Here is a 23411-nt window from a genome sequence, read left to right on the forward strand (position 1 = left end):
GGTAGTGTACCTCATATTTTTTCTGTTATACGTTGTTAATTAAATAGAGATGGTACTTTGGGATGACAAGTTAGTATTCAAACATGGGTAATCTTACAGTTCTGTAAGATTACCTTTTATATTGTAAGACAGAGGACATAGAGTTGAAGAAAGATAATGGATATAATTAGAACATAGTCTGAAGTGAGGCTTAAACAAATCACAGTTTATGTTTAGTTGTTTTACTAGAGTTAGATGTGAACAGTTGACTTCAATAATTATGTTTAGTGCAGCATGTTGATAGGCTAAGTACAGGATTATACAATAATATATCAAGCTTTAGGTATATAAAAAAATTAAGGGAGAGATTTATAATATGGAAATATTAAGGGTGGAAAATTTGAATAAAACCTATGGAAAAGACAACAACAAGGTAGAGGCTCTTAAAGATGTAAGTTTAACGGTAAATAAAGGAGAGTTTGTGGCTATAGTAGGGGCTTCTGGTTCTGGAAAGAGCACTTTGCTTCATCTTTTAGGAGGGCTGGATCTACCAACCAGCGGTAAGGTAATTATAGATGGTGAAAGTATATATGATTATAAGGAAGAAAAGCTAGCTATATTTAGAAGAAGGAAGATAGGTTTCATATTTCAGTTCTTCAATCTTATACCAGTACTAGATGTAGAAGAAAATATAGCACTTCCAGCACTTTTAGACAATGAAAAGATAGATAAGAATTATTTGGATGAGATAGTAGAGATATTGGGACTGACTGATAGAAAAGGACACTTACCTTCAGAACTTTCAGGTGGCCAGCAGCAGAGAGTATCAATAGGAAGAGCTCTTTTAAATAAACCTTCAATAATACTAGCAGATGAGCCAACAGGAAATCTTGATAGTAAGAACTCAAAAGAAGTAATAGAACTTTTAAGATTTACTGCAAGAAAGTACAATCAAACCTTAATACTAATAACTCATGATGTAAATATTGCAGCTATGGCAGATAGAGTAATCACTATTGAGGATGGAGCCATAATTTCTGATAAAACATTAAAGAGTAATTAAGGGGGAAAAGCGATGATAAGCAGTTATAAACAAATTACAGTACGATATATGAAGGCTAATAAAAAGAGAACCCTGCTTACAGTGATAGGGATAGTTTTATCAGTGGCACTTATTGCAACCATAGGGTTATTCTTTAAAGGTATGCAGCAAACGGAGCTAGACAAGGCTATAAGTAACTATGGTTCTTTTCATGTTATGTATAAGGATACAACTCCAGAGGTTTTCAGTAAGGTCATCAACAATCCTAAGGTTGGCAAATATGGCTATTATAAAGTAGAGGATGAAATTAAGCTAGATAAAGATGTTATTGCTAGTAAGATAGTAACTACAAATAAAGCTTTAGACTTATTACCTCTTAAGATTAAGCAGGGAAGAATGCCTGAAAATGAAAATGAATTTGTTATTGAGAGATGGGTTGTTAATCACTTAGGTAAGGAAGTTAAAATAGGTGATATGGTAAAGCTTAACGATAAAGAATACAAGCTTGTAGGTGTATTAGAGAATAATTATTCTATTGACCCAGAAAGTAAGGCAAGAATATTTACAAGAAATGATAACATATCTAAAGATAATGCTACCTTGTTTGCTCAGATTAAGTCTGGAGTTAATATGAAAAAGGCTGTAAGGGAGCTTAAAGCTATAGGTGACTCAAAAAAAGTATTTTCCAATGATCCGGTACTAATGCTTGAAGGAGTAGGAAAAGACTCAGGCATGCTAAGTGGATTAAATATGGTTCTAGTAATAGTAATATCAATAGTTGTAGTTTGTACTGTAGCAGTTATATATAATTCCTTCCAAATAAGCGTAGTGGAAAGAATGAAAGAATTTGGCCTTTTAAGGGCCGTAGGAACTACACCAAAACAAATACGAAACATAGTGCTTAAGGAAGCTACAATATTGGTTCTCACAGCAGTACCTATAGGAATAGTTTTTGGAATTATTGCAATGTCAATATTATATGTAGTGTTTACGTTAATAGGAAAAGACTCTGTACTGACAGCAAGAATTGTCATAGACCCAATGGTACTTTTTATTAGCTTTTTAGTAGGTGTTGTATCTGTATACTTGTCAGCATTGCTTCCAGCAATATTTGCAGGTAGAATATCGCCTTTGTCAGCTATAAGCAGTAGAACTATAATAACTAAGGGAAAAGTGAAAAAAACAGACAACAAGCTTATTAAAAAGTTATTTGGTTTTGAAGGAGCTATGGCAGCGAAAAATATAAAAAGAAACAAAAAAAGATATAGAATAACCATATTTTCAATTGTAATAAGTGTGGTGCTATTTATATCCTTCAGTTCTCTAATGGATATGTCTTTAAGGGTAACTAATGAGCCAAATGAATCAAGAGATATACATTTCACATTCTATGGTAATGGTAGTAATAGCAATCCTACAGATATGAATGCAGTAGCAAAGGATGTAGAGAAGCTTAATTCGGTTAGTGAAATCTATAAGGTTTATAATTATGATTCTTTTTATGCAGTAATTGATAAAAATAAGGAATTAAAAGAAGTAAAGGGATTAAGTGATGTATATAAGAAGATAAATTATAATGGAAAAGAACAAACTCTTATGGAATCAAGTATACAGACCTATGAGGATAAAGCTTTGGAGGCTTCAAAAAAGTACTTGATTTCAGGCAGTATAGATAAAGATAAATTAAATAAAGAAAATGGTGTGATTTTAGTAAATAAGAATAAGATATACAATATGAATAGTAAGAAGAGCTATATTGGAGCTTTAGCAGAAGTGAAGGTTGGGGATGAGATTCCTGTACAGTGCATTGATCCTAATGATAGTAATGAAGAAAATACAAAGCAGGAGGAACCAAAAAAATTTGGAGAAGGAAAGATTCAAACTGTTAAGGTCCTAGGGATATTATCAGCAGAACCCTTTGACAACAGTGGAACTCCAGATGGATTGAAGTTCATAACCACTGAAGCTGTTAATAAAAAACTTACAGGTAGGGATAAGTTTAATCCAAGAACCTTACTTATAAAAATAAAAGATATAAAAAATGATAAAGCTGTTGAAGAGCAAATAAAATCAGTAACTAAATCAGATGATTTAAACAATAAAATTGATTATAACAGAAGAGAAAAGTCAAGCACCTTAATGCTTCAAATTCTTATATATGGATTTATTACTGTTATTTCTCTAATAAGTTCAGTAAACATAATAAATACAATTACAACAAATATAATATTAAGGAAAAGAGAGTTTGCAGCACTTAAGTCTATTGGACTTACACAAAAGGGTCTTAAAAAGATGATTGGCATAGAGGGGATTCTTTATGCAGTGGTTGGTACAGTCTATGGATCTATAATAGGTAGTGGATTATCTTATCTAATGTATAGAGGTTTATCCGATGTAAGAGAATTTGGATGGAACATACCTTTTGGTGCAATAGCTATTTCTCTAGTAGCATCCTTAGTGATTGGATACCTATCTGTGTTGTCACCACTTTCTAGGATTAAAAAATCAAATCTAATTGAAGCTATAAGAGAAGAATAAAGAAAATGTAATTTTCTAAAGAGTAAAAAAAGTTTGTCTTACAGATTTGTAAGGCAAACTTTTTTCTTGTAAGCCTATATTTATAGAGTAGAGCTGCCTAAGTATATATAATTAAAGCATGGAAAGCATATAAAAAATAATATACTAAGGAGAAATGAAGATGAATAAATTTGTTGAAATAATTAAAGCGGTATACTTATGTATAGGATTAATGTTTTTTGCTAAAGAATTAATTAGCAGCAATTATGATAATTGCAGTGAAGATTTGAAAAAATATGGGGTTTCTATATAATATAGGTATGTGAAACAAATTTGAAATAAGTTACGAGGTGTGAACTATGGCAAATACACTGCTTTTAGTAGAAGATGATCAATCCCTTGCTCTTGGAATAGAGTTTACTCTTAAGGATGAAGGATATGAAGTCTTAAGAGCTTCAACCTTAGAGGAAGGAAGAAAGCTTTTTGGACATAACAACGTAAACTTAATAATACTTGATGTTAATCTACCTGATGGCAGTGGATATGAGTTGTGTAAGGAAATAAGAGAGAAAAGTGATGTTCCTATAATGTTTTTAACTGCTTTGGATGAGGAAGTAAATGTGGTTCTAGGTTTGGAGATTGGAGGGGATGATTATATAACAAAACCCTTCAGGGTAAGAGAACTTTTATCTAGAGTTAAGGTGCTTTTAAGAAGATCAGCTAAGACTCAATCAGTGAACAACAGGTTGAAGAGTGGAAATATTATAATAGATATCTCTAGTGCTACTGTTGCTAAAAACAATAAGGAGATTATTTTAACAGCCCAGGAATACAAGCTTCTTTTGATATTTATAAATAACTCTGGAGTGCTGATGAAGAGAGATAAAATATTAGAAGAACTTATAGAGGGACCAGAAGTGTTTTTTGATGAAAACACCTTGGCGGTTTATATTAAGAGAATTAGAGAAAAGATAGAGGATAATCCTAAGGAGCCAGAATATATTGTGACACAACGAGGCTTAGGCTATAAGTGGAACAAAGAAGTAATTAGTTTAGCGTAGGGAGAACTTAATATGAAGAAATACTATTTAAATCCTGAGCTTAGATTGAGCTCAGTTATTCTTTTTTTATCAACAACTTTATTTTTATGTATGACCCTAATTTTTATAAATATATATAATAACAATTTGAAAGCAGATTACATAAAAAGTGTTGGAGCAATAACCGCAAGAGTAGTGGATAAGAATCCAGAGCTAGAAAGTGAAATAATACCTCTTGTTACAAGGGAAGCTAATAAAGAAGAGAGAGCAAGGGGGGAGCTTCTGCTACAAAAATATGGAATGACACAGGAGTTAGAAAGTCATCTTTTTCCATATATAGATGACATAATAGCTAAGAATAATTATAGCATAGTTGCAGTATTTCTAATTATTACAATTGTACTGTTAGCTCTTAATTATGTTCAGTACTCGTTTTTTTACAATAAGGTAAGAGCTTTAACTTTAGGAGCTAGAAGGGTAATTGAGGGAGAATATGATATTAATATAAGTGAGAATAGAGAAGGAGACTTTTCTAAGCTAGCAGTTTCTTTTAACTCTATGAAGGAAATAATAAGAAACAATATAAGTGAACTGAAAAAAGAAAAGCAGTTTTTGGTGGATTTGCTTTCTGACATATCCCATCAGCTAAAAACACCATTGTCATCTATGATGGTATACAATGATATTCTTTTAAGCAAAGAACTTTCAAAAGAGCAGAGGGTCACTTTTCTTACTAACAACGAAGGACAGCTTGATAGAATGAACTGGCTTATACAGAGCATGCTAAAGCTAGCAAAATTGGATGCTAAAGCTATAGAGTTTGATAAGGAAAAACAAAGCCTGAATGAGACTATTGAAGAAGCTATATATGCTCTAGAGACCAAGGCTAATGAGTCTGAAGTCAACATAGAATTTGAAAATGACAAGGAAATTATATTCTACCATGATAGATTATGGCTTGAAGAGGCACTTATAAATATAGTGAAAAATGGAATAGAGCACACCTCAAGTGGAGGAAAGATAAAAATAAACTTAGAAGAAAATCCTATATATACTAGAATTACTATTGAAGACACTGGAGAAGGAATAAATGAAGAGGACTTGCCTAATATATTTAAAAGGTTTTATAAAGCTAGAAGTTCAAAAAAAGGAGATTCCATAGGCATTGGGTTAGCTTTAGCAAAGTCTATAGTTGAATCCCATAACGGAATTATAGAAGCCAAAAGTAAGGTAAGAGTTGGTACAAAGTTTATATTAACTTTTCATAGATACTAAATAGCATTTGTGGCTATCCACAAAAAATATATAACATTTATGGTAATTAAATTAAAAGTTTAATAATATTTAACACATTATTATCACAAAGGATATAATTTATTAATATTTATTGTTTATAATAATATCATAGGATTTAGACATAAAGAAATTAGCGAAATGCACATTGCAAATGATCTTTTAACGTTATTGATCCCCCAATAAAGTAGCAGCTGGATTACCCCGATCTAGTTGCTTTTTAAAATATAAACTTTATGAAATACATATATTAAAATAAAATATCACCTTTATAAAATTCATATAGGTTATTTAATTAATAAAGCTTTGGAGAGGTAGTATGAGAAAGCCATCAAAAAAGATTTTTTTTATCGTGTCTATTATGGTTATTTTTTTTACTTTTCAAATTATTAGCACTTATAAGTATTTATCAAGCATAAGATTTATGTTAAAGGACAATTTCAGTATTGATATTCCAAAGCCTAAGCGTGAAATTAAGGTACTATCAGATATTAATGCAATACCCTTGGATGGAAAAGCCTATTCTATTTTAGAGTACGATGAGACAAATGCAATGAAAATAACGGATTTCAATCAGTGGAAAAAGGTTGATAAAGATAGTCAGAACGAAGTAAATAAGTTTGTAGAGCAACTTAAAAAGTACCAAGCTTCAGATGGAACTAAAAAAGCTATGTTAAATCAATATAAACCTAGGCTACAGGACAAAAGCTTATACTATTTTAAACCTAAAAAAAATGATTATGTAATATTACTTTTTAATGAAGATGAAAAAAGAATTTATGTTATGGAGCATATTGATAGAGTTACTAAATACAGTGTTAGCTATAAAAAGTAATATAATCGATTACATTTGTATATAGTGCTTTTCAATAGCTCTATTTTATAATAAATATTGTAAGGAACTTATATATATTATATTAAGGCTCTGTTAAAGTACCGTATCGAAATTAAGTGGTCAGTACTGAGATGCTTGCGCTAATAGCTCGCTCATATAGCATCTTATTTATAAGAACTTAATTTCAATAATACTATTAAACATAGCTTATATTAAAGAGCGGAAGGATTGATAAGTATGAAATCATTAATAATTTTTTACTCTCTAGAGGGTGACACTAAGTTTATAGCAAATTCTATTAATGAAGAGTTAGAAGGGGATATAGTAGAGCTTATACCAGTTAAACAAATACCTACAACAGGCTTTAAGAAGTTCTTATGGGGTGGAAAACAGGTTATGTTTAAAGAAAAACCAGAACTACAACCTATATCAGCAGATTTGTCTCAGTATGATCTTATTGTTTTAGGCACGCCGGTATGGGCTAGTAGATTTGCTCCTGTTTTTAATACATTTTTAGAAAACAATAATATAAGTAATAAGAAGATTGCTTTATTTTGCTGCCATGGTGGAGGTAAGGAAGGAAAGACCTTCTCTGACTTCAAGGAAAAATTGAAAGACAATCAGTTTTTAGGAGAGATTGCTTTTGAGGATCCATTAAAAAAAGATAAAGAAGGAAATTTATTAAAGGCAAAAGAATGGATAAAATCTATAAGACAGAGTTTTTAAGGTAGGGCACTGAAGAATTTTAGCTTCAGTGCCCTTTTTAGTGTGCCCAGCATGGGCAACAACTTGGCGGTGAAAGTCCGCTGTGGGCTTGGTAGTGGGAACCACTAGCTAAGGGCAAGGGTGTCCATCGTGAGGTGGAATCTGAAGGAAGCCTAAGGCAAAGTCTCGGTCTGAGGGACACGAACTACATATAAGGCTTACTAGGGACGGACGAGTTTGCTAAACAAAACGAAGTCCTACACTATCCCAATTCCTAGGAGTAAATGTAGCAGATATATGAGATGAAGGTTGTTGTTCTTACCTGGGGAGGTCTGATAGATACATCGCTAACAAAGATGAATTTCTAAGCGGTAACCTACATAGCGATATGTAACTGAACTATCAGAAGTCAGCAGAAGTCATAGTAACTCCGCTAATCGCGATAGCGGATGAAGGACTGAACTTTAAGGAGGTTTTTCAAGTTTGAAAGTTTCGCAGAATACTCAAAGATTGCAGAAAACTAAATATTTAGGCTCTAGTGCCCAAGATAGAGTGGAACTCGAAGATAAGCAAAGAGTGCATAGAGAATTCTCGGCAACTCCAAAGGAGAAAATCAGTGGATTTGAATATGGCTCACTAGAAAGGATATTATCCAAGGATAATATGAACTTGGCTCTTAAAAGAGTAATTTCTAATAAAGGTAGCCACGGCGTGGACGGAATGACAGTTTATAAACTTAAACAATTTTTGAAAACAAACTGGATATCTATTAGAGAAAGTATTCTTAATGGTGAGTATAGACCAATGCCAGTTAGAAGAGTAGAAATTCCAAAACCTAATGGTGGAACTAGGCTCTTAGGTATACCTACAGTTTTGGATAGACTTATCCAACAAGCTATTGCTCAAGAATTAAATAGTATTTATGATAGAAGATTCTCTGAAAGTAGCTTTGGCTTCCGCCCTCAAAGAGGAGCTAAAGATGCAATTAAGAAAGCAGAACAGTATATCAATGATGGCTATAGGTGGGTTGTTGATATGGATTTAGAGAAATTCTTTGATAAGGTTAACCATGATATCTTAATGCATAAATTATCAAGAAGCATTAAGGATAAGAGGGTATTATCCCTAATAAGGAAATATCTTCAGTCAGGAATAATGATAAATGGTGTAGTGGTCAGAAATGAAGAAGGAACCCCACAAGGAGGACCGCTGAGTCCACTATTATCTAACATAATGCTAGATGAACTAGATAAAGAGTTAGAAATGAGAGGTCATAAATTTTGTCGCTACGCGGACGACTGTAATATCTATGTTAAAAGTGAGAGAGCTGGGAAAAGAGTAATGGAAAATATAACAAATTTCATTGAAGGCAAACTCAAATTGAAGGTGAACAGAGATAAAAGTGCAGTAGATAGACCTTGGAAGAGAAAGTTTCTAGGATTCACGCTAAACCTAATGTTTGGTAAAGCATACTCATCTATATCAAAGCAATCATTAAAGAGATACAAAGATAAAATCAGAGAAGTCCTATCTAGATCAAAACCGATAACTTTGGAACAAAGAATAGAAAAATTGAACCAAATTAATATTGGTTGGATTAACTATTATGGAATAGCCAAATGCAAAGGAATAGTGGAGCATTTAGATATTTGGATAAGGAAAAGATTAAGAATGTGTATATGGAAACAGTGGAAGAAAGTTAGAACTAGATATAAAAACCTTAAGAAGCTGGGACTTGAACACTACGAAGCTATAAAGTTTGCCAATACCCGCAAAGGATACTGGCGAGTAGCAAATAGTGCAATATTAAACACAACTCTTACAAATAAATTCTTCTCGGACTTAGGCTTAAAAAGCCTAACGCATCAATATATTAAAATTCATTCAACTTAAAGAACCGCCGTGTACCAGACCGGTATGCACGGTGGTGTGAGAGGACGCTGAATAAAATAATTATTCAGCTCCTACTCGATTAGGGAACCTATATGAAAACTTAATTTATACTTGTTATATAATGCCGGCTTTTGGGGATTTTATTGCATGTATAAATTAATAGCTGAAGTTGGTTCCCTATATATACTTTAAAATGTGAAAGTGCAAGTTATTAGTTTACTGTCAAATGCCAGTCCTTACTGCTGTTGTTGTCCCAGTTAGTTCCATCAGTAAAGGCAAAGTCCAGTTGAGTTGCTGTGGTTGGAATAGTTATTGTTCCTTGCCAGAAGCCATCGGATCTCTTTGTCATGGAAATATCAGTAGAGGTTACAGTTGCCCAACCATTAGTACCCCAATGAAGTAGTACTTTGCTTGAATTTGCTAAAGTACCTTTATAGTAAATAGTAAAGCTTCCACCTTTAACTAAAGTACTGCTATCATAGTCAACGGTATAACCTGCACGTGGATAAGTTATTGTACTGCTTCCTGACTTGGTTACGGATATAGACCAGTTTGCACTGTTATTACTATCCCAAGTAGAGCCGTTTGTAAAGCAAAGATTTAATTGATTTGTGGCTGCTGTAGGAACTGTTAAAGTAACTTTCCAAAGGTTATCAGAAGCTTTAGTCATCACTGTATCTGTAGTTCCCTTCCAACTATCATACCCCCAATGTGCTGTAACTGATGAAGAGCCCTTTAAAGCTGAGTTTGATGAATCATAAGTGACAGTAACAGTGCTTCCTACTACAGGTGTAGTTGGAGTCCAAGTAACTCTATCAGTAGGAGTAGGTGTTGGATTTGGAGTTGTGCTATTATATAGAACTATAATTGAATTGCCAGGAATGTTTCCAGCAATGGTTCCATTTGAAACAGTTAATGTACAACTTGCACTTCCGTGGTTAGTATAAGTCCCATTAGCAAGATTAGTTGCTGAGTTTAAATAAGTGCTTCCACCAGCATTAACTATTACAGTACCTAATGTTCCACGATCTATAAGCATAGTTTGATTATTATTAGTCCATCTTAAATATTCATTTTGACCAACCATAGCATTATGAAATTTATTAACTTCTACTATGTTTGTATCCTTCCAAAGGGTTTCACCAGCGCTACCGATTGAACCTGTAGGTCTATCAAAGAATAGAGGAGTTGAATTAGCTCTTGAAGCAGCTATAGCCCAGCCCATTGTTCTTTGCCAATTAGTCAATGCTTTACTTGTACCATCTTCATAGTTATCATGAGTTTCAACAAAATCAACGCAGTCCTTGTTGGTAAGTCCGCCCATGCCATTACCGATATTGAGATTGTTAGAAGTTATTGCACCTCTTAAGCTACCACCATAATTGCTAGCAGTAACATTCATGAAGGATGCATAAGCAGATACATTGTCTACTGTACCGTCTTGTAGTATTTCTCCATAGATGTAAAGACTAGATTTGTTGTGTAAGTTTCCTAAAACATTTGTCCAGTAGTTTCCGCTCCAAGGCTGATTAGCGTCTAGCCCTATATTAGTTTCTATATGCTTAGCTGCATCAAATCTGAAGCCGCTGGCACCAGCATCTACACACTGATTTAAGAAAGTAATTGCTTTATTCTGTACATCAGTATTTTGAGTGTTTAAATCAGGCATTCCTATTCCTTTTTGAGTTATATCATTTCTGCTATTCCAATTAGAGCATTGTCCTTGATTGTGATAGTAGCTAGAATTTTTAAAGCTTGGGTCAACAGAAGAGTCCAATTGATCGTTATTTCCGTTATTAGCCATGTGGTTCATTACAACATCCACTATAATTGAAATACCATAATTTTTCGCCTCTGTACAAAGTGCTTTAAAGTCATCGTAAGAACCAAGTTGAGCATTGCCTACAGATTGGTTAGTAGGTTGATATAGCAACCACCATTTTGAAGGATCTGTGCTTGTATCCTTTGTTCCTTGTACAGGAGAGACCTGTATGGACTTATACCCAGCTGCAGCTATGTCTGGAAGCTGGCTTTTTATGGTGTTGAAGGACCAGTCAAAGGCATGTAGTATAACACCGTCCTTTGTATTTGTTGGTAAGTTGTAAGTGGTAGCAGCATGAGCTACTTCAGGGGTAGAGTTTAGAAATACATACTGTCCAGCAGGAGTAAAAGTTAAAGATGATAGCATAGCAAGGCTAATAGAGAAAGAGAGAATTTTTTTTCTTAGTGATTTCATTAAATCACCCTCCTTAATTAAATTGGTATAACGTTTGCACAAAAGCGAAAACATTAGCTTATTGTGTGTTTGTGCAAATATGTATGTGTGAAGTTCTTTAGGAATATGTACATGCTAACGTTTGCACAAACGAGTAAAAAATAATAGTTGATACAGCTGCAAGTATTATTATGGTGATAAAAGTTTATATGCTGAGATTGTGATAATGAATAACAATAGATTATAAACATCATAATTTGCGGTAGGTTAATTATAAAGATTGCTACGAATAGATATGTATCATTGATAAATTTATTTTTCATCTTTATTGTATAATCAATTTTAGAAAAAGTAAAGATATTATTTACAAAAAGATGAAAAAATCACTAAAACGATTTTTTTTAGTGATTTTTTGCATATCTGCCTTTCCGAATGTATATGAGAAAGATATGGCAGGCCACATAACTTATATAAAGATAATAGGTTATTCTATATATTTAACATATTTTATAAAGCTATTACTAATTATATATTTGTGTACTGCTATATTATTAAAATTGACCTTTTAAAGGAGTGTATATATCCATGAGTTTGATTTGGAAGGCTATGGTGATATTTTTTTGTGGAACATTAGTCTTAAGGCTTGGTGGAAGAAAATCCATATCTCAGATGACTATAGCACAGACTGTTGTAATGATAGGAATGGGCGAATTAATCATACAGCCTTTGGCTGATAAGAGCTTAACATTGACCTTTATAGCGGCATTTACTTTGGTGATTTTCATGTTAATATTAGAGTACCTAGAATTGAAGTTTAATTTTATTGAAAATATATTCTCAGGAAAAGCTGTCATTGTAATTGATGATGGAAAACTTAATACTGAAAATATGAAAAAACTAAGGCTTACGGTAGATAGACTTGAAACAAGATTAAGACAGATAGGTGTTTCTTCAATTGATGAGGTTAAATATGCTACCATAGAGGTAAGTGGACAAATAGGATATGAATTGAAAGATGATATGAAACCTCTTACTAAGGGAGAATTCTTTGATATACTAAGTGAAATACCTGAATTGAAGTCTAAGATACAACAATATAGGATAAATAAGAATGGTGATTTAGATAAGAGCATACTAGGGGAGATAAAAAATCCAGATTTAAAGAATAATCCAAATAAACTTAAATAAGTAAAGGGGCTGTTATACTTTTGGTAACAGCCCTTTTAAAGGTTAAAGTTATAATGTCTTTTGCTCAAATTCATTGTAAGCTAAAGCACCCATTTCAGGAATATCAAGTCCAGTTATTTCATCTTCTGCCTTAACTCTTATACCCATTGTCTTATCAGTTATCTTCCAGAATAGAAGCTGACTTCCTACACCAAAGACTATAACCACTGCTACAGCTATAAGTTGAGCGAATAATTGGCCAGGGTCACCGTAGAATAGACCTTTTACTCCTCCAGCAACTCCATTTAGTCCATCTCCATAAGTACCGTCTGAAAATAAGCCTAAGGCTATCATACCCCAAAGTCCGTTAACAAGGTGCACTGAAGAGGCTCCAACAGGATCATCAATCTTAAATTTATTTTCGATTATGGATACAGCTACACAAACTAACAAACCAGCTATAGAACCAATTATTATTGCTGATATACTGTTTACAAATGCACATGGAGCTGTAATTGCAACTAGTCCAGCTAGGGCTCCATTGCAGGTCATTGAAGTATCTGGCTTGCCATACCTTTTCCATACGTAGAACATTGCAACAAGTCCTCCAAAGGCTCCAGCAATCATTGTATTTACTATAACTATGGCTGATCTTAAGTCATTTCCTGCAAGAGTACTACCACCGTTAAATGCGAACCAACCGAAGAATAGAATTATTGTTCCTATTACTGCCATAGGTATATGATGGCCTGGTATAGCAGTGGCCTTTCCGTTTTTATCGAATTTACCTATTCTAGGCCTTATTATTATAGCTCCAGCTAGGGCTGCGGCTCCACCCATTGCGTGAACTACCGATGAACCAGCAAAGTCAACAACCCCATGGCCAAGGCTAAGTTTTGTACCTAGTTGAGAAAGCCATCCGCCTCCCCATACCCAGTTTCCATATAGAGGGTAGTATATAGCTGAAATAAATAATGAGTTTAATATTACAGCGGAGAATTTTACTCTTTCTGCAACACCTCCAGTAGGAATTGTGCAAGCTGTATCCATAAATACCATCTGGAAAAAGAAATAGACAAACACTCCTACATCGTATGCAGCTCCTGCTAGTAAGAAACCTTTATATCCAAATAGGCCCCATCCGCCTAAGGCAAATTCTTTATCAAGGGGCATATGCCCTCCCAGAGCGTAGACGGGAGCATCTCCAACACCACCAAACATTATTGCAAAGCCCATAACTAGAAATCCAACAAGGCCAACAAGAAATACAACCAAATTCATTGCCACAGTATGATTGGCATTTTTTGCTCTAGTGAAGCCTGTTTCAACCATTGCAAATCCTGCTTGAAAGAAGAATATAAGACATCCACATAGTATCATCCATACATAATTTAAACCTATTTTAGTAGAAGCTGCTGTTTTTGCAACATCATCTAAGCTGGCATTTTTACCAATTTCATTTACAGTTTGTTTAGTTGCTCCAGTTGGGTCTCCTTGTGTGGCTGCATATGCTATAACCCCAAAGAAACATACACAGAAAAGAAATATCGTCGTAAATTTTAATAATTTTTTCATTTATAATTCCTCCCCAAAGTTTTTTAATAAAATATAAATAATATAAATAGCTAAAGGATAGATAAAAAAAGTAGATTACTTAAAGAGATTTATAAGCTATAATGCGTCCCCGCCTTGCTCACCTGTTCTTACCCTTATTACATTTTCTATGGATGAGATGAAGATTTTACCATCACCAATTTGTCCAGTTCTCAAAACCTTTTGAGCGGTATCTACTACATCCTGCACAGGAACAGTATGAACCACAATTTCTACTTTAACCTTTGGTAATAGGTCTATCTTAAACTTACTTCCGCGATATACCTCTGTCTTTCCTTTCTGAAGTCCGCAGCCCAATACATGAGTCACGGTCATTCCAGTAATGCCGATAGCGTTAAGAGCTTCTTTGAGCTCTTCAAACTTGCTTTGCCTGGTTATGATCTCTATTTTTGTTATTTTTCCCATTGAAGATCCCTCCTGTATAAAATATTAAATATAAGGACTTAGTTTACGAATGAAAAAAAGGCGAATTCTCCTTATTGAGAAAGCGCCTTTGCTTTATGAAATAATTATAGTTTCTGAAAAAACTAAATAAAACATAAAAGTAAAATTTTTATAAAAATGGATTTAAAATTAAAAAAATTACTTTTATGCTATTAATTAATCGTAAATTGATAAATAAAAACGTTTTATATTTTAAGATATATTTTTTAAGAATAAAAATAAGAATATGTAACCTAGCAGAATTTTTTCGCATATGTTCAGAAAATCCAGATGCGCAAAAAAAAGAATCACTGAAGAAAGACACTTCAGTGATTCTTATAGCTATTTAGTTTGATCAATTTGCTTTATCAAATCAGTATATTTACTACCGAATTTTTCGTATACTGGAGTAACTGAATTTTTAAAGGAATCCTTTGAGGATTGATCAAGTTGAGTTATTTTAACACCAGCTTGCTTCATCTTATCTAACATGATGTCTTCATTAGTCTTCCAAGCTTTCTTTTGAACTTCAACTGACTCTTCAGCAGCTTTCTTTATTATCTCCTGGTCTTCTTTTGAAATACCGTCCATTACCTTTTTACTTCCTACAAGTATATCTGGTATTCGAGAGTGTTCATCAATTGTGTAATATTTTGCAACATTAAATTGGTTTGAGGAAAAATAAGTAGCAGGATTATTTTCAGCACCGTCTACTTGTCCTAAAGCTAAAGCTTGAAGAACTTGAGCAGAATCCATTGCCACTGGAGTAGCTCCAAGTGAAGAAACAAGTGCTTTCATCAGATCACTTTCTTGAACCCTTATTCTTAAATCTTTTAAGTCAGATACTGATTTTATTTCTCTCTTATTATTATAAAAGTTTCTTGAACCAGAATCATAAAAAGCCAAACCAACTAGATTTGCTTTTTGTATATCTTCGAGAGCTTGTTTACCTATAGAGCCGTTAAGTACTGCCCACATATGATCACTATCTCTGTATAAATAAGGCAGAGATAAGACGTTCATTATGTCTGAATAGCTAGATAGGGGAGAGATGCTAGTTCTAGTAAAGTCTATAGTTCCCATCCTTACTTGAGCTAAAGTGTCCTTTTCGCTTCCCAGACCGCCACCAGTAATAACTTTAACTTCTATTCTGCCATTAGTCTTTTCTTTTACTAGCTTAGCAAATTCGTTGTCTCCTTGAGTAGTAGGATAGTCCTTGGACTGAGATTCTGCTAGAAGCAATATTTTTTTATTTGAATCTTTATTATTAATCATATCTAAATACACATTACTTTGAATACTTGAGTTGCAGCCAACAAAAGTCAGTAGAGTAACAAGCAGTAGTGATAGTGATATTAGTTTCTTTTGCATATTAATACCTCCTTAGTAATTAAAGCTTAAAATGCTTAACAGCTTCGTTAAGCTCTTCAGATAGGTCATTTAATTCTGTAGCAGAAGTCACCAAAGTTAACAGGCTATTAGCTTGCTGGCTTATAGCATCAGATATTTCAGAGCTGGATCTAAAGTTATCATTTGATATATCATTTACTTCGCTCATTTTAATAGAAATATCTTTAATAGTTTTTGTGAAATTATTAATCTGAGCTGCGATGTCATGTATGTCGCTATTAACAACCTCATTTGAGTGTGATATATTCTTAAAGTTAATCATTGTCTTTTCAGCTATAGAGCTTCCTATTGATATTTGGTTAATACTTTCACTCATCTTATCATTAATAAGGTTTGTTTCAGTTTTAAAGTTAGCTACGATATTACCTATCTTTTGAGCAGATAGAGATGATTCCTCTGCTAGTTTACGAACTTGCTCAGCAACTACACCAAAGCCCTTTCCGCTTTCACCGGAGCAGCCTCAATTGCTGCGTTAAGTGCTAAAAGATTTGTTTGTGAAGCCAATGAGGTAATTGTATTTACAATAGAGTTCATTTCTTGAGCGCTGGAGTTAAGCCTATCTGTTATGCTTGATGTATCATTTGCAGAACTTTTTATTATTTCTAATTGGCTTAAGAATTCACTTATATTTTTATTTCCTTCTTTTGCTAATACATCTGAAGTATTAGCATTTTCAAGTATTTTATTAGATTTTTCTATAATTCTTTCAGAAGAAGTATACATATGGTCTAGATTATTCACCGTCTCAGAAACCTTTTGATTTTGTATATTTATGCTGTTAACAATTTCTGTAGAAGTGGCGCTTATTTCTTCTGCAACAGCACTATTTTGATTTGAAGTGTTATTAAGTTCTAGTGAAGTAGAATTTATATTGTTATTAGCAGCACTTAGCTTAAGGATTATATTTCTGAGATTGTCTAACATTCCATTGAAAGCATTTGCTAGATCAAATAGTTCATCTCTTGTTTTGACCTCAACTCTATCAATAGATAAGTTATTATTAGATATCTCAGTGGCTTTATTTTTCAATTCTTTTATAGGCCTTATAAGATTAAAGGACAGTATGCTTAAGCTTACTATAGAGATAACTAAAATCACTGCAAATAAAACAAGACTATATATAAGTGATCTTGTAACACTGCTTGATATTTGCTTTTTTAAGTTTTCACTATTAGCTATAGCTTGAAGTATGTACTTTTGAGAATAGTCCTTGACATAACCGACTATGTTTCCTACATTTTGAGAATTCTTTATTGCTTCCTCTGACTTATTTGAGTTTATGCTTGCCTCAGTTGAGTCAATACTTTGGCTTACAGAATCCATCAATTTGTATATCTGATACATGGATATCTTAGAGTCCTCAGAACCTTCGGATTGTAAAATAGTCATGGCTTCTGACTTTATATCCTTAATAGTTTGTCTATACTTTGCCTCAGAGATTTTTTTACTACCAAACTGAACATCTAATAGTTCTTTGTTCACGTTTGCAATTTGATCTCCAATTTTATTTGCATTGTTGATGTCACTTAGAACTTGTTCGTATTTCTTGTTAGTACTGAAAGAGTTGTAGCTAAGTAAGAAAATTTCTGCAGACATTAAAATGATTATGGTTGCAAATATTCCAATTAACTTAACTTTTATACTTGTTCTTCGCTTTTTTTTATTAGGGGTATTCAACATATAAAATATCCTTTCTTGAGTCGTATTTATTTGTGTGTGGGTATTGAAGAGCTCATGCATAGAAAATTAATTTATACTTAATCGAAAATCGCTGGTTTTGATGATTTTCGGTCATATATAAGCTAATAGTTGAGTTAGAAACTCTATATATTAATTTTCGGTGTTACTTAATGAAACTGTATAGAAATTGGCAAGTTAAATAAATAACAAGAAAAAATTTATTTTAATTAAATATATTGATAATATAAGAAGACATTGGTAATATATACAATATACGAACATATGTGCGGGTGGTGTTGTGATGAAGATCATTGCTAAAAATATAGAAGTGGTGGCTTGGTTTGATATAAGCGGAAAACCTCATCCTGTAAGATTTAAAGTTAGAGATGATAAAGACTATGTAATAAAAATTGATAGAGTTGTGAAATTAGATAAGGAACGTATTGCAGGAAATGATATGCTTATCTTTACCTGTCAGAGTATAATAGGGGGAAGTGAAAGATTATATGAGATAAAATATGAGATATGTACATGTAAATGGATACTTTTTAAATTTTAGAGTTAAGGTTAACTTATTTATTTGTTCTTTTAAAAATATTTTAAAGAGCCTAGAGATATCCTCTAGACTCCATTTAAAAATATTATTCTGAAAAACTACTCTTTGTTATTAAAGCATCGATATAGCCTTTAAGATCATCGCCTTCTAAAGCACCTTTTGATAAGCCAAGAAATACTAATGCTAGTACTGCTATAGAATAGTTATCTATATTAACTTTGACGGTATTATTTCCTATATCGCCAAAAGTAACGCTATCTGTTTCATAATCTGATTGACCTTGATTTTGATGTTGATCCTGGTCCTGATATTGATGTTGATCTTGGTACTGATGTTGAATCTGTTCCTGTAGTTGTTCTTGTAGCTGTAATTGTTCCTGCAACTGAGCCTGGAATTGTTCTTGCTTTTGGATCAATATTTTTATTAACTCATAAATCTCTGTTGGAGTTTTTTGCTTTTCATTATTACTACATGCCATCTCTTTACACCTCGTAATTTCATCCTAAAGTTTTGGGCTAACGTTATAGAAATTTTGATATAAATTAGTTGTGAAAGTTAAATAAATTACTTAGTAAATCTATAATAATTAGCTCATAATACAATATATGCAGAATTAATACATCTTGTTACTAGTAATTTAGCTGTTTCAACATTAAATTGAATTTTATTATATTATTTTATTTGAAGTAATGGATAATGCTAAGCAAAATTCCAATAGAAACACATAATAATAAATCAAATAAAGAGCAACATACTAGTGTAACAAAAAAATAAATTATATGAAGGAGGACATTATCATGGCAAGCAGAGGAAATAGAGTTTTAGTTCCACAAGCAAAAGAAAAATTAAGTCAATTCAAGTTTGAGACTGCAAGAGAACTAGGAGTTAATTTAACTGAGGGCTACAATGGTGATTTGACTTCAAGAGAAAATGGTTCAGTTGGTGGATACATGGTTAAGAAAATGATAGAAAGCTATGAAAATGGTCTAAAGTAATTTCTTTATAATTTAATTATTATGAAGAATATCTATCATAGTACATCTTTATGATTTAAATATTAAAAGCATTTAAATTAATTTAGGCAGCCTTACAACTGAGGCTGTCTTGTTGTTTTTTTAATAGAATATGAGCTAGATAAAAATTATGGTAAGTAATGAGCCTAGTAATGAGTAAGACTAATGTGTACGCCTATATAGAGCCACTATAAATATAGTCTAAAATAAACTTTATAATATTTCTATAAAAATAAGTTATAAATTAATTAGAAAGGTATTCCACTATTTTTTATCTGTAAAAAAAATGGAAGGAATTTTCCTTTTTTTATAGAATACTATAGATGTGCTAAGTCATAAAGAAATATATGCTTTTAAAGCCTCCTCTAAAAATATATAGGAGGGTTAAAATTAAATATGGTTTAGGGAGTGATTAGAAATGGTATTGATGGCTTTGATTTCTCTTGGAATTCTCATAAAGGGGATAAGCATGTATCTAAATTATACTTCATTGAATGATGAAGAAAGTAGTAACAAAGTTTTTATAAAAGAGGAGAAACAGTACTTTTTATATGGAATTATTTTAATTGCACTATCTATTATTCTATTTACAATAGGCATTTATATTAATATCATAATTTTGGAGGCTTTAGTAGTAACTTGTGGATTAACTTCTCTTATCTGTGGTTCATATATTTTGATGTATTCGAAAAATACTTCAGTATATGTGAACGATGATGGAATAGAATATAAAAATATTCTTAAAACCGTTGAATTTATAAAATGGAATGAGGTAACAGACATTAGATTTAACTCAATAACAAGACGACTGATCGTAGAGTGCTATGATATAAAGATAAAATTAGATATATCAAATAATTTAACAAGCCAGTTTCTTGAATTTATGAAAAAGAATCTAAACCAATATTTTTATCAGGATGCAGTTGATAAACTACAGAAGTATAGAAAAGATATACAATTTACTTAATAAGATAAATAAGTTCTTAATATTAAAGCCATCTCTATAGTACTAGAGATGGCTTTAATAGATTGAAATGATTAAAATAATTGGATTTAAGGGTATAAAGCTTTTGAGCCCAAATATATTTATATAGCTGATACAAGAAAAAAATAGATATAAAGAATAAATTTTATTTTTATGAAGAAACTATAGAAAGATGTGAAAATTTTATAAAATATTAATAGAAAATTTACATTGACAAAGGAAAATAAATAGGATAAAATATTTGGTTAATTTGACAGAATATTTACTTCGAGGTATAATATAATAGGAAAGAGGGTGTTCATATGGAAAAGAGTAAGACATTATCTTCCATAAGAAGAGACATAGAAGGCCATATTGGTGAAAAAGTTATACTTAAAGCTAATGGAGGACGAAGAAAGATTCTAGTCAATAATGGAGTACTTGAGAGTGTGTACCCAAGTATTTTTGTTATAAGATTAGAAGCTGACACCCAAAGGACTGTGACATATAGTTATTCTGATGTATTGACAAAGACTGTACAGCTTGTATTTAAAGGATAATTAAGAACCTCGATATGCGGGTTAAAAATTTAGATGGGTTTAGTTATGGTGTATTTATAAAATATTATTTTATAATATTTTAAACCTAATCTTTATTTTTAATTCGTACGAGGTTCTTAGTTTTTTTATTCTTTGCATTATTTCAGCACTTTTTTATTTAGATATATAATCAATTTTTAGTAATATTATTTGATACATATGTAGAGCATTATGAAATATATAAATTATGTAGAAATAGAATATTTATGAATATACATATATCGTTCTGTGAAGAAAAATACTAAAAATTTAATTGTTAAAAGTTCACCTATCTTTACAATAGATGGTGTATTTTTTTATATATTTAAAGTACAATTAAATTAAACGATTACAAAAAACGCAAAAAAAGAAAGATGGTGGGTTTCCATCTTTCAACTATGGTATAAAAGGGTATTGAGAATTTATGAGAGGTTATATGGTCAATAACCAATATTATAATACGACATATTTTGCAGAATGTCAACTTTATTTCGTAAAAAAAATAAAAAATATTCGACAAAATTTGCGCATGTAATTTTATTTATAATTTATATCCATATTTAATCATAAAATTGATTTCTCTATTATATATATTGTATTAGGTATATTATGGGAGGGATGAATTTGGCAGGATTAGATGTGATAAAAGAAAATATTGAATATGAACGACTGTACAGTATAAGCGCATCAGATGCAGTACTCAAAGGTGAATACTTAATACCGGATACACATCCAGATGTTGTAAAAATACTTACAGTAGAAGCAAAGCCTGTTATTACTAATAAAGAAGTAGTACAAGAAAGGGTCTATGTTGAAGGTCAAGTAGAATACAATGTAATTTATCTAGCAAAAGAAGATGAAGGTTTAGGAGTTCATACAATAAGTTATAGCGATAAGTTTGCAAACTATATTGATGTTGCTGGAGCTGAACATAGAATGGTATGCGATGCAGAGAGTGAGGTTGAACATATTAATTCAAACATAATTAATGAGAGAAAAGTTAGCTTGGAATGTATTTTCTCAACAAAATGCACCGTATACAAAAAAGATAGTTTTGAATTTGTAAAAGATATCGAAGGATCCGGAGACGTTGAAGTGAAGAAAAGGTCAGAAGCCTTTGATAAACTAGTATATGAGAAAAAATTTGATTTATCCACTAAGGCTAGTGTACAAATAGGAATGGATAAACCACAGATAGGTAAAATAATAAAAATAAATGCTCAGCTTCATAAAAAGGAAGTAAGAGCTTTGGATGGAAGAGTACAAATATCTTGTTACTGCAAACTTGATATTTTGTATAAGGCTACAGATTCTAGGGAATTAGTTCCTCTAGAAGATGATTTATTCTTAACAAAAGAAGAGGATGCTGAAAATGTTTCTTCTTCTATGATAACTGATGGTGACTTTAGGGTTGCAGCTTCAGAGTATAGTATAGGGGAAGATGATTTAGGGGAAGCAAGGACTCTTGATATTGAAGTATTAGTAGGTGGAGAACTTAAGGTATATAGTAAAGAAGAATTAGAAATAATAGAAGATGCTTATTCTCCAGCTAGAAATATGGAATTAAAAAAAGATGATGTGGATATGACAGTTTTACACGGTCAAGGAAGTAATGAGACAATTGTAAAAGACAATATAGAGCCTGAGGAGGGCGCTAATGAGCCTTTGCAGATACTTGCGTCTAAAGGCGATGTTGTATCCTTAGAAAATAAGATTGTGGATAATAAGATTGTCATTGATGGAATCGTAAATGTAAATGTTATGTATAAGACAGCAGATGCAGAAAATAGTGTTGCAAACGTAAATTCTGAGATTCCTTTTACTACTGCAGTAGATATTCAAGATATTAAAACTGACATGAAATCTGTAGTTAAGGCTTGGATAGAGAATCTCCAAGCATCCATAGAAGCTCATACAATTGCTATAAAAGCGGTTATAAATGCTAGTGCTAAGGTGTATTTGCAAAGTAAAAAGCAATATATTTCTGAAGTGGAAGAAAAAGAAGAGGAAGTGCAAGGCAAAAAAGCTTCTATTACAATTTACTCAGTGCAAAAGAATGATACCCTATGGGATTTAGCTAAAAAGTTTAATACAACAATTGCTGAACTGCTTAAGATCAATGATCTTGAGGGACCAGATTCTATTTGCGTAAATCAAAAGATTATAATACCAGGAAGAGCCTTAATGTGAATAAATAAGTAATTAATAAAAAAGGTCATTAGGTAAGTAGTTATCTAATGATCTTTTTTGTTAATTATTTAGCATATTTTAGAAAGTATGATTTTAAGCTAGTAGGAAAAAATAGAATTATTGCATTAACAGTTACTAAAGATGTACCGCTTCGATCTGAAGCCAATCAAAATAAAGCTTCGTAGATTCATCTAAAGCTTTACTTTGAGTCTACGGGTTGCAGTATTATGCTTTTACAGAGTAATAGATATTCCAGTTCTATAATCTTGAAAAATGCCAGAAATCATTTTAATTATT

Annotated in this window: 19 protein-coding genes and 1 pseudogene; 14 read left to right on the top strand and 6 right to left on the bottom strand. The window is 32.0% G+C overall.

Annotation, left to right across the window (positions count from 1 at the left end; genetic code table 11):
* Window positions 1-355 precede the first annotated feature (355 nt).
* The 8 genes from C1I91_RS06915 (at window position 356) to ltrA (ending at window position 9304) form a co-directional block, all read left to right on the top strand.
* The gene (locus C1I91_RS06915; RefSeq protein WP_128212209.1) at window positions 356-1042 is read left to right on the top strand and encodes an ABC transporter ATP-binding protein; all 687 of its coding nucleotides are present in this window, start codon (window positions 356-358) and stop codon (window positions 1040-1042) included.
* A gap of 12 nt (window positions 1043-1054) precedes the next feature.
* Window positions 1055-3559: an ABC transporter permease gene (locus C1I91_RS06920; RefSeq protein ID WP_128212210.1), complete on the top strand. Its 2505-nt coding sequence runs from the start codon at window positions 1055-1057 to the stop codon at window positions 3557-3559.
* Between the two features lie 160 nt (window positions 3560-3719).
* Window positions 3720-3851, top strand: a complete 132-nt coding sequence (locus C1I91_RS29335; RefSeq protein ID WP_275051648.1) for a hypothetical protein — start codon at window positions 3720-3722, stop codon at window positions 3849-3851.
* 46 nt (window positions 3852-3897) lie between these two features.
* Entirely contained in the window at window positions 3898-4599 is a 702-nt protein-coding gene (locus C1I91_RS06925) for a response regulator transcription factor (protein ID WP_128212211.1), read from the top strand.
* A 12-nt stretch (window positions 4600-4611) separates the two neighbouring features.
* Window positions 4612-5853: a HAMP domain-containing sensor histidine kinase gene (locus C1I91_RS06930; protein WP_128212212.1), complete on the top strand. Its 1242-nt coding sequence runs from the start codon at window positions 4612-4614 to the stop codon at window positions 5851-5853.
* Window positions 5854-6190: 337 nt separating this feature from the next.
* Window positions 6191-6706 carry a hypothetical protein gene (locus C1I91_RS06935; protein ID WP_128212213.1) on the top strand — a complete coding sequence of 172 codons (516 nt, stop codon included), beginning with the start codon at window positions 6191-6193 and terminating at the stop codon, window positions 6704-6706.
* Between the two features lie 237 nt (window positions 6707-6943).
* Window positions 6944-7432 carry a flavodoxin family protein gene (locus tag C1I91_RS06940; RefSeq protein WP_128212214.1) on the top strand — a complete coding sequence of 163 codons (489 nt, stop codon included), beginning with the start codon at window positions 6944-6946 and terminating at the stop codon, window positions 7430-7432.
* A 462-nt stretch (window positions 7433-7894) separates the two neighbouring features.
* Window positions 7895-9304, top strand: coding sequence for a group II intron reverse transcriptase/maturase (ltrA, locus tag C1I91_RS06950; protein WP_205694286.1), 1410 nt, complete (start codon window positions 7895-7897; stop codon window positions 9302-9304).
* Window positions 9305-9515: 211 nt separating this feature from the next.
* Here ltrA and C1I91_RS06955 read toward each other — a convergent pair whose 3' ends face one another.
* The gene (locus tag C1I91_RS06955; protein WP_128212215.1) at window positions 9516-11540 is read right to left on the bottom strand and encodes a carbohydrate-binding protein; all 2025 of its coding nucleotides are present in this window, start codon (window positions 11538-11540) and stop codon (window positions 9516-9518) included.
* 564 nt (window positions 11541-12104) lie between these two features.
* Between C1I91_RS06955 and C1I91_RS06960 the strand changes: the two genes are divergently transcribed.
* The gene (locus tag C1I91_RS06960; protein WP_238475939.1) at window positions 12105-12707 is read left to right on the top strand and encodes a DUF421 domain-containing protein; all 603 of its coding nucleotides are present in this window, start codon (window positions 12105-12107) and stop codon (window positions 12705-12707) included.
* Between the two features lie 48 nt (window positions 12708-12755).
* Here the strand turns inward: C1I91_RS06960 and C1I91_RS06965 are convergent, their stop codons facing one another.
* From C1I91_RS06965 to C1I91_RS06980, 4 genes and pseudogenes are all read right to left on the bottom strand, one after another.
* Window positions 12756-14261: an ammonium transporter gene (locus C1I91_RS06965; RefSeq protein ID WP_128212216.1), complete on the bottom strand. Its 1506-nt coding sequence runs from the start codon at window positions 14259-14261 to the stop codon at window positions 12756-12758.
* 96 nt (window positions 14262-14357) lie between these two features.
* On the bottom strand, window positions 14358-14705 hold the full coding sequence (locus C1I91_RS06970) for a P-II family nitrogen regulator (protein ID WP_128212217.1): 348 nt from the start codon (window positions 14703-14705) through the stop codon (window positions 14358-14360).
* 360 nt (window positions 14706-15065) lie between these two features.
* Window positions 15066-16094: a TRAP transporter substrate-binding protein gene (locus C1I91_RS06975; RefSeq protein WP_128212218.1), complete on the bottom strand. Its 1029-nt coding sequence runs from the start codon at window positions 16092-16094 to the stop codon at window positions 15066-15068.
* Between the two features lie 19 nt (window positions 16095-16113).
* Window positions 16114-17873: pseudogene (locus C1I91_RS06980) on the bottom strand (methyl-accepting chemotaxis protein).
* A 241-nt stretch (window positions 17874-18114) separates the two neighbouring features.
* On the opposite strand from C1I91_RS06980, the gene C1I91_RS06985 reads away from it, so the two are divergent.
* On the top strand, window positions 18115-18372 hold the full coding sequence (locus C1I91_RS06985; RefSeq protein ID WP_128212219.1) for a hypothetical protein: 258 nt from the start codon (window positions 18115-18117) through the stop codon (window positions 18370-18372).
* Window positions 18373-18454: 82 nt separating this feature from the next.
* On the opposite strand, the gene C1I91_RS06990 is transcribed toward C1I91_RS06985, so the two are convergent.
* A complete protein-coding gene (locus tag C1I91_RS06990; RefSeq protein ID WP_128212220.1) occupies window positions 18455-18847 on the bottom strand; it encodes a hypothetical protein in 393 nt (130 codons plus the stop codon).
* A 319-nt stretch (window positions 18848-19166) separates the two neighbouring features.
* On the opposite strand from C1I91_RS06990, the gene C1I91_RS06995 reads away from it, so the two are divergent.
* The 4 genes from C1I91_RS06995 to C1I91_RS07010 all read left to right on the top strand — a co-directional run bounded on the left by C1I91_RS06995 (window position 19167) and on the right by C1I91_RS07010 (window position 23114).
* Complete coding sequence (locus C1I91_RS06995; protein ID WP_128212221.1) at window positions 19167-19364, top strand: alpha/beta-type small acid-soluble spore protein; 198 nt, start codon at window positions 19167-19169, stop codon at window positions 19362-19364.
* A 436-nt stretch (window positions 19365-19800) separates the two neighbouring features.
* The gene (locus tag C1I91_RS07000) at window positions 19801-20349 is read left to right on the top strand and encodes a hypothetical protein (protein ID WP_128212222.1); all 549 of its coding nucleotides are present in this window, start codon (window positions 19801-19803) and stop codon (window positions 20347-20349) included.
* A 320-nt stretch (window positions 20350-20669) separates the two neighbouring features.
* A complete protein-coding gene (locus C1I91_RS07005) occupies window positions 20670-20906 on the top strand; it encodes a Veg family protein (RefSeq protein WP_128212223.1) in 237 nt (78 codons plus the stop codon).
* Between the two features lie 642 nt (window positions 20907-21548).
* Entirely contained in the window at window positions 21549-23114 is a 1566-nt protein-coding gene (locus C1I91_RS07010; RefSeq protein WP_164880475.1) for a DUF3794 and LysM peptidoglycan-binding domain-containing protein, read from the top strand.
* The last annotated feature ends 297 nt before the right edge of the window (window positions 23115-23411 follow it).

Origin of the sequence: Clostridium manihotivorum, from assembly GCF_004015185.1 — a bacterium.
Taxonomy (GTDB): Bacteria; Bacillota; Clostridia; order Clostridiales; family Clostridiaceae; genus Clostridium_AR; species Clostridium_AR manihotivorum.

What these genes read in the sequence shown, in the direction of transcription:
- C1I91_RS06965 (WP_128212216.1), bottom strand. Translation starts at nt 14,261, where the DNA reads ATGAAAAAATTATTAAAATTTACGACGATATTTCTTTTCTGTGTATGT.
- C1I91_RS06940 (WP_128212214.1), top strand. Translation starts at nt 6,944, where the DNA reads ATGAAATCATTAATAATTTTTTACTCTCTAGAGGGTGACACTAAGTTT.
- C1I91_RS06955 (WP_128212215.1), bottom strand. Translation starts at nt 11,540, where the DNA reads ATGAAATCACTAAGAAAAAAAATTCTCTCTTTCTCTATTAGCCTTGCT.
- C1I91_RS06920 (WP_128212210.1), top strand. Translation starts at nt 1,055, where the DNA reads ATGATAAGCAGTTATAAACAAATTACAGTACGATATATGAAGGCTAAT.
- C1I91_RS06990 (WP_128212220.1), bottom strand. Translation starts at nt 18,847, where the DNA reads ATGGCATGTAGTAATAATGAAAAGCAAAAAACTCCAACAGAGATTTAT.
- C1I91_RS07000 (WP_128212222.1), top strand. Translation starts at nt 19,801, where the DNA reads ATGGTATTGATGGCTTTGATTTCTCTTGGAATTCTCATAAAGGGGATA.
- C1I91_RS07005 (WP_128212223.1), top strand. Translation starts at nt 20,670, where the DNA reads ATGGAAAAGAGTAAGACATTATCTTCCATAAGAAGAGACATAGAAGGC.
- C1I91_RS29335 (WP_275051648.1), top strand. Translation starts at nt 3,720, where the DNA reads ATGAATAAATTTGTTGAAATAATTAAAGCGGTATACTTATGTATAGGA.
- C1I91_RS06925 (WP_128212211.1), top strand. Translation starts at nt 3,898, where the DNA reads ATGGCAAATACACTGCTTTTAGTAGAAGATGATCAATCCCTTGCTCTT.
- C1I91_RS06995 (WP_128212221.1), top strand. Translation starts at nt 19,167, where the DNA reads ATGGCAAGCAGAGGAAATAGAGTTTTAGTTCCACAAGCAAAAGAAAAA.
- C1I91_RS06970 (WP_128212217.1), bottom strand. Translation starts at nt 14,705, where the DNA reads ATGGGAAAAATAACAAAAATAGAGATCATAACCAGGCAAAGCAAGTTT.
- C1I91_RS06930 (WP_128212212.1), top strand. Translation starts at nt 4,612, where the DNA reads ATGAAGAAATACTATTTAAATCCTGAGCTTAGATTGAGCTCAGTTATT.
- C1I91_RS06935 (WP_128212213.1), top strand. Translation starts at nt 6,191, where the DNA reads ATGAGAAAGCCATCAAAAAAGATTTTTTTTATCGTGTCTATTATGGTT.
- C1I91_RS06960 (WP_238475939.1), top strand. Translation starts at nt 12,105, where the DNA reads ATGAGTTTGATTTGGAAGGCTATGGTGATATTTTTTTGTGGAACATTA.
- C1I91_RS06915 (WP_128212209.1), top strand. Translation starts at nt 356, where the DNA reads ATGGAAATATTAAGGGTGGAAAATTTGAATAAAACCTATGGAAAAGAC.
- C1I91_RS06975 (WP_128212218.1), bottom strand. Translation starts at nt 16,094, where the DNA reads ATGCAAAAGAAACTAATATCACTATCACTACTGCTTGTTACTCTACTG.
- C1I91_RS06985 (WP_128212219.1), top strand. Translation starts at nt 18,115, where the DNA reads ATGAAGATCATTGCTAAAAATATAGAAGTGGTGGCTTGGTTTGATATA.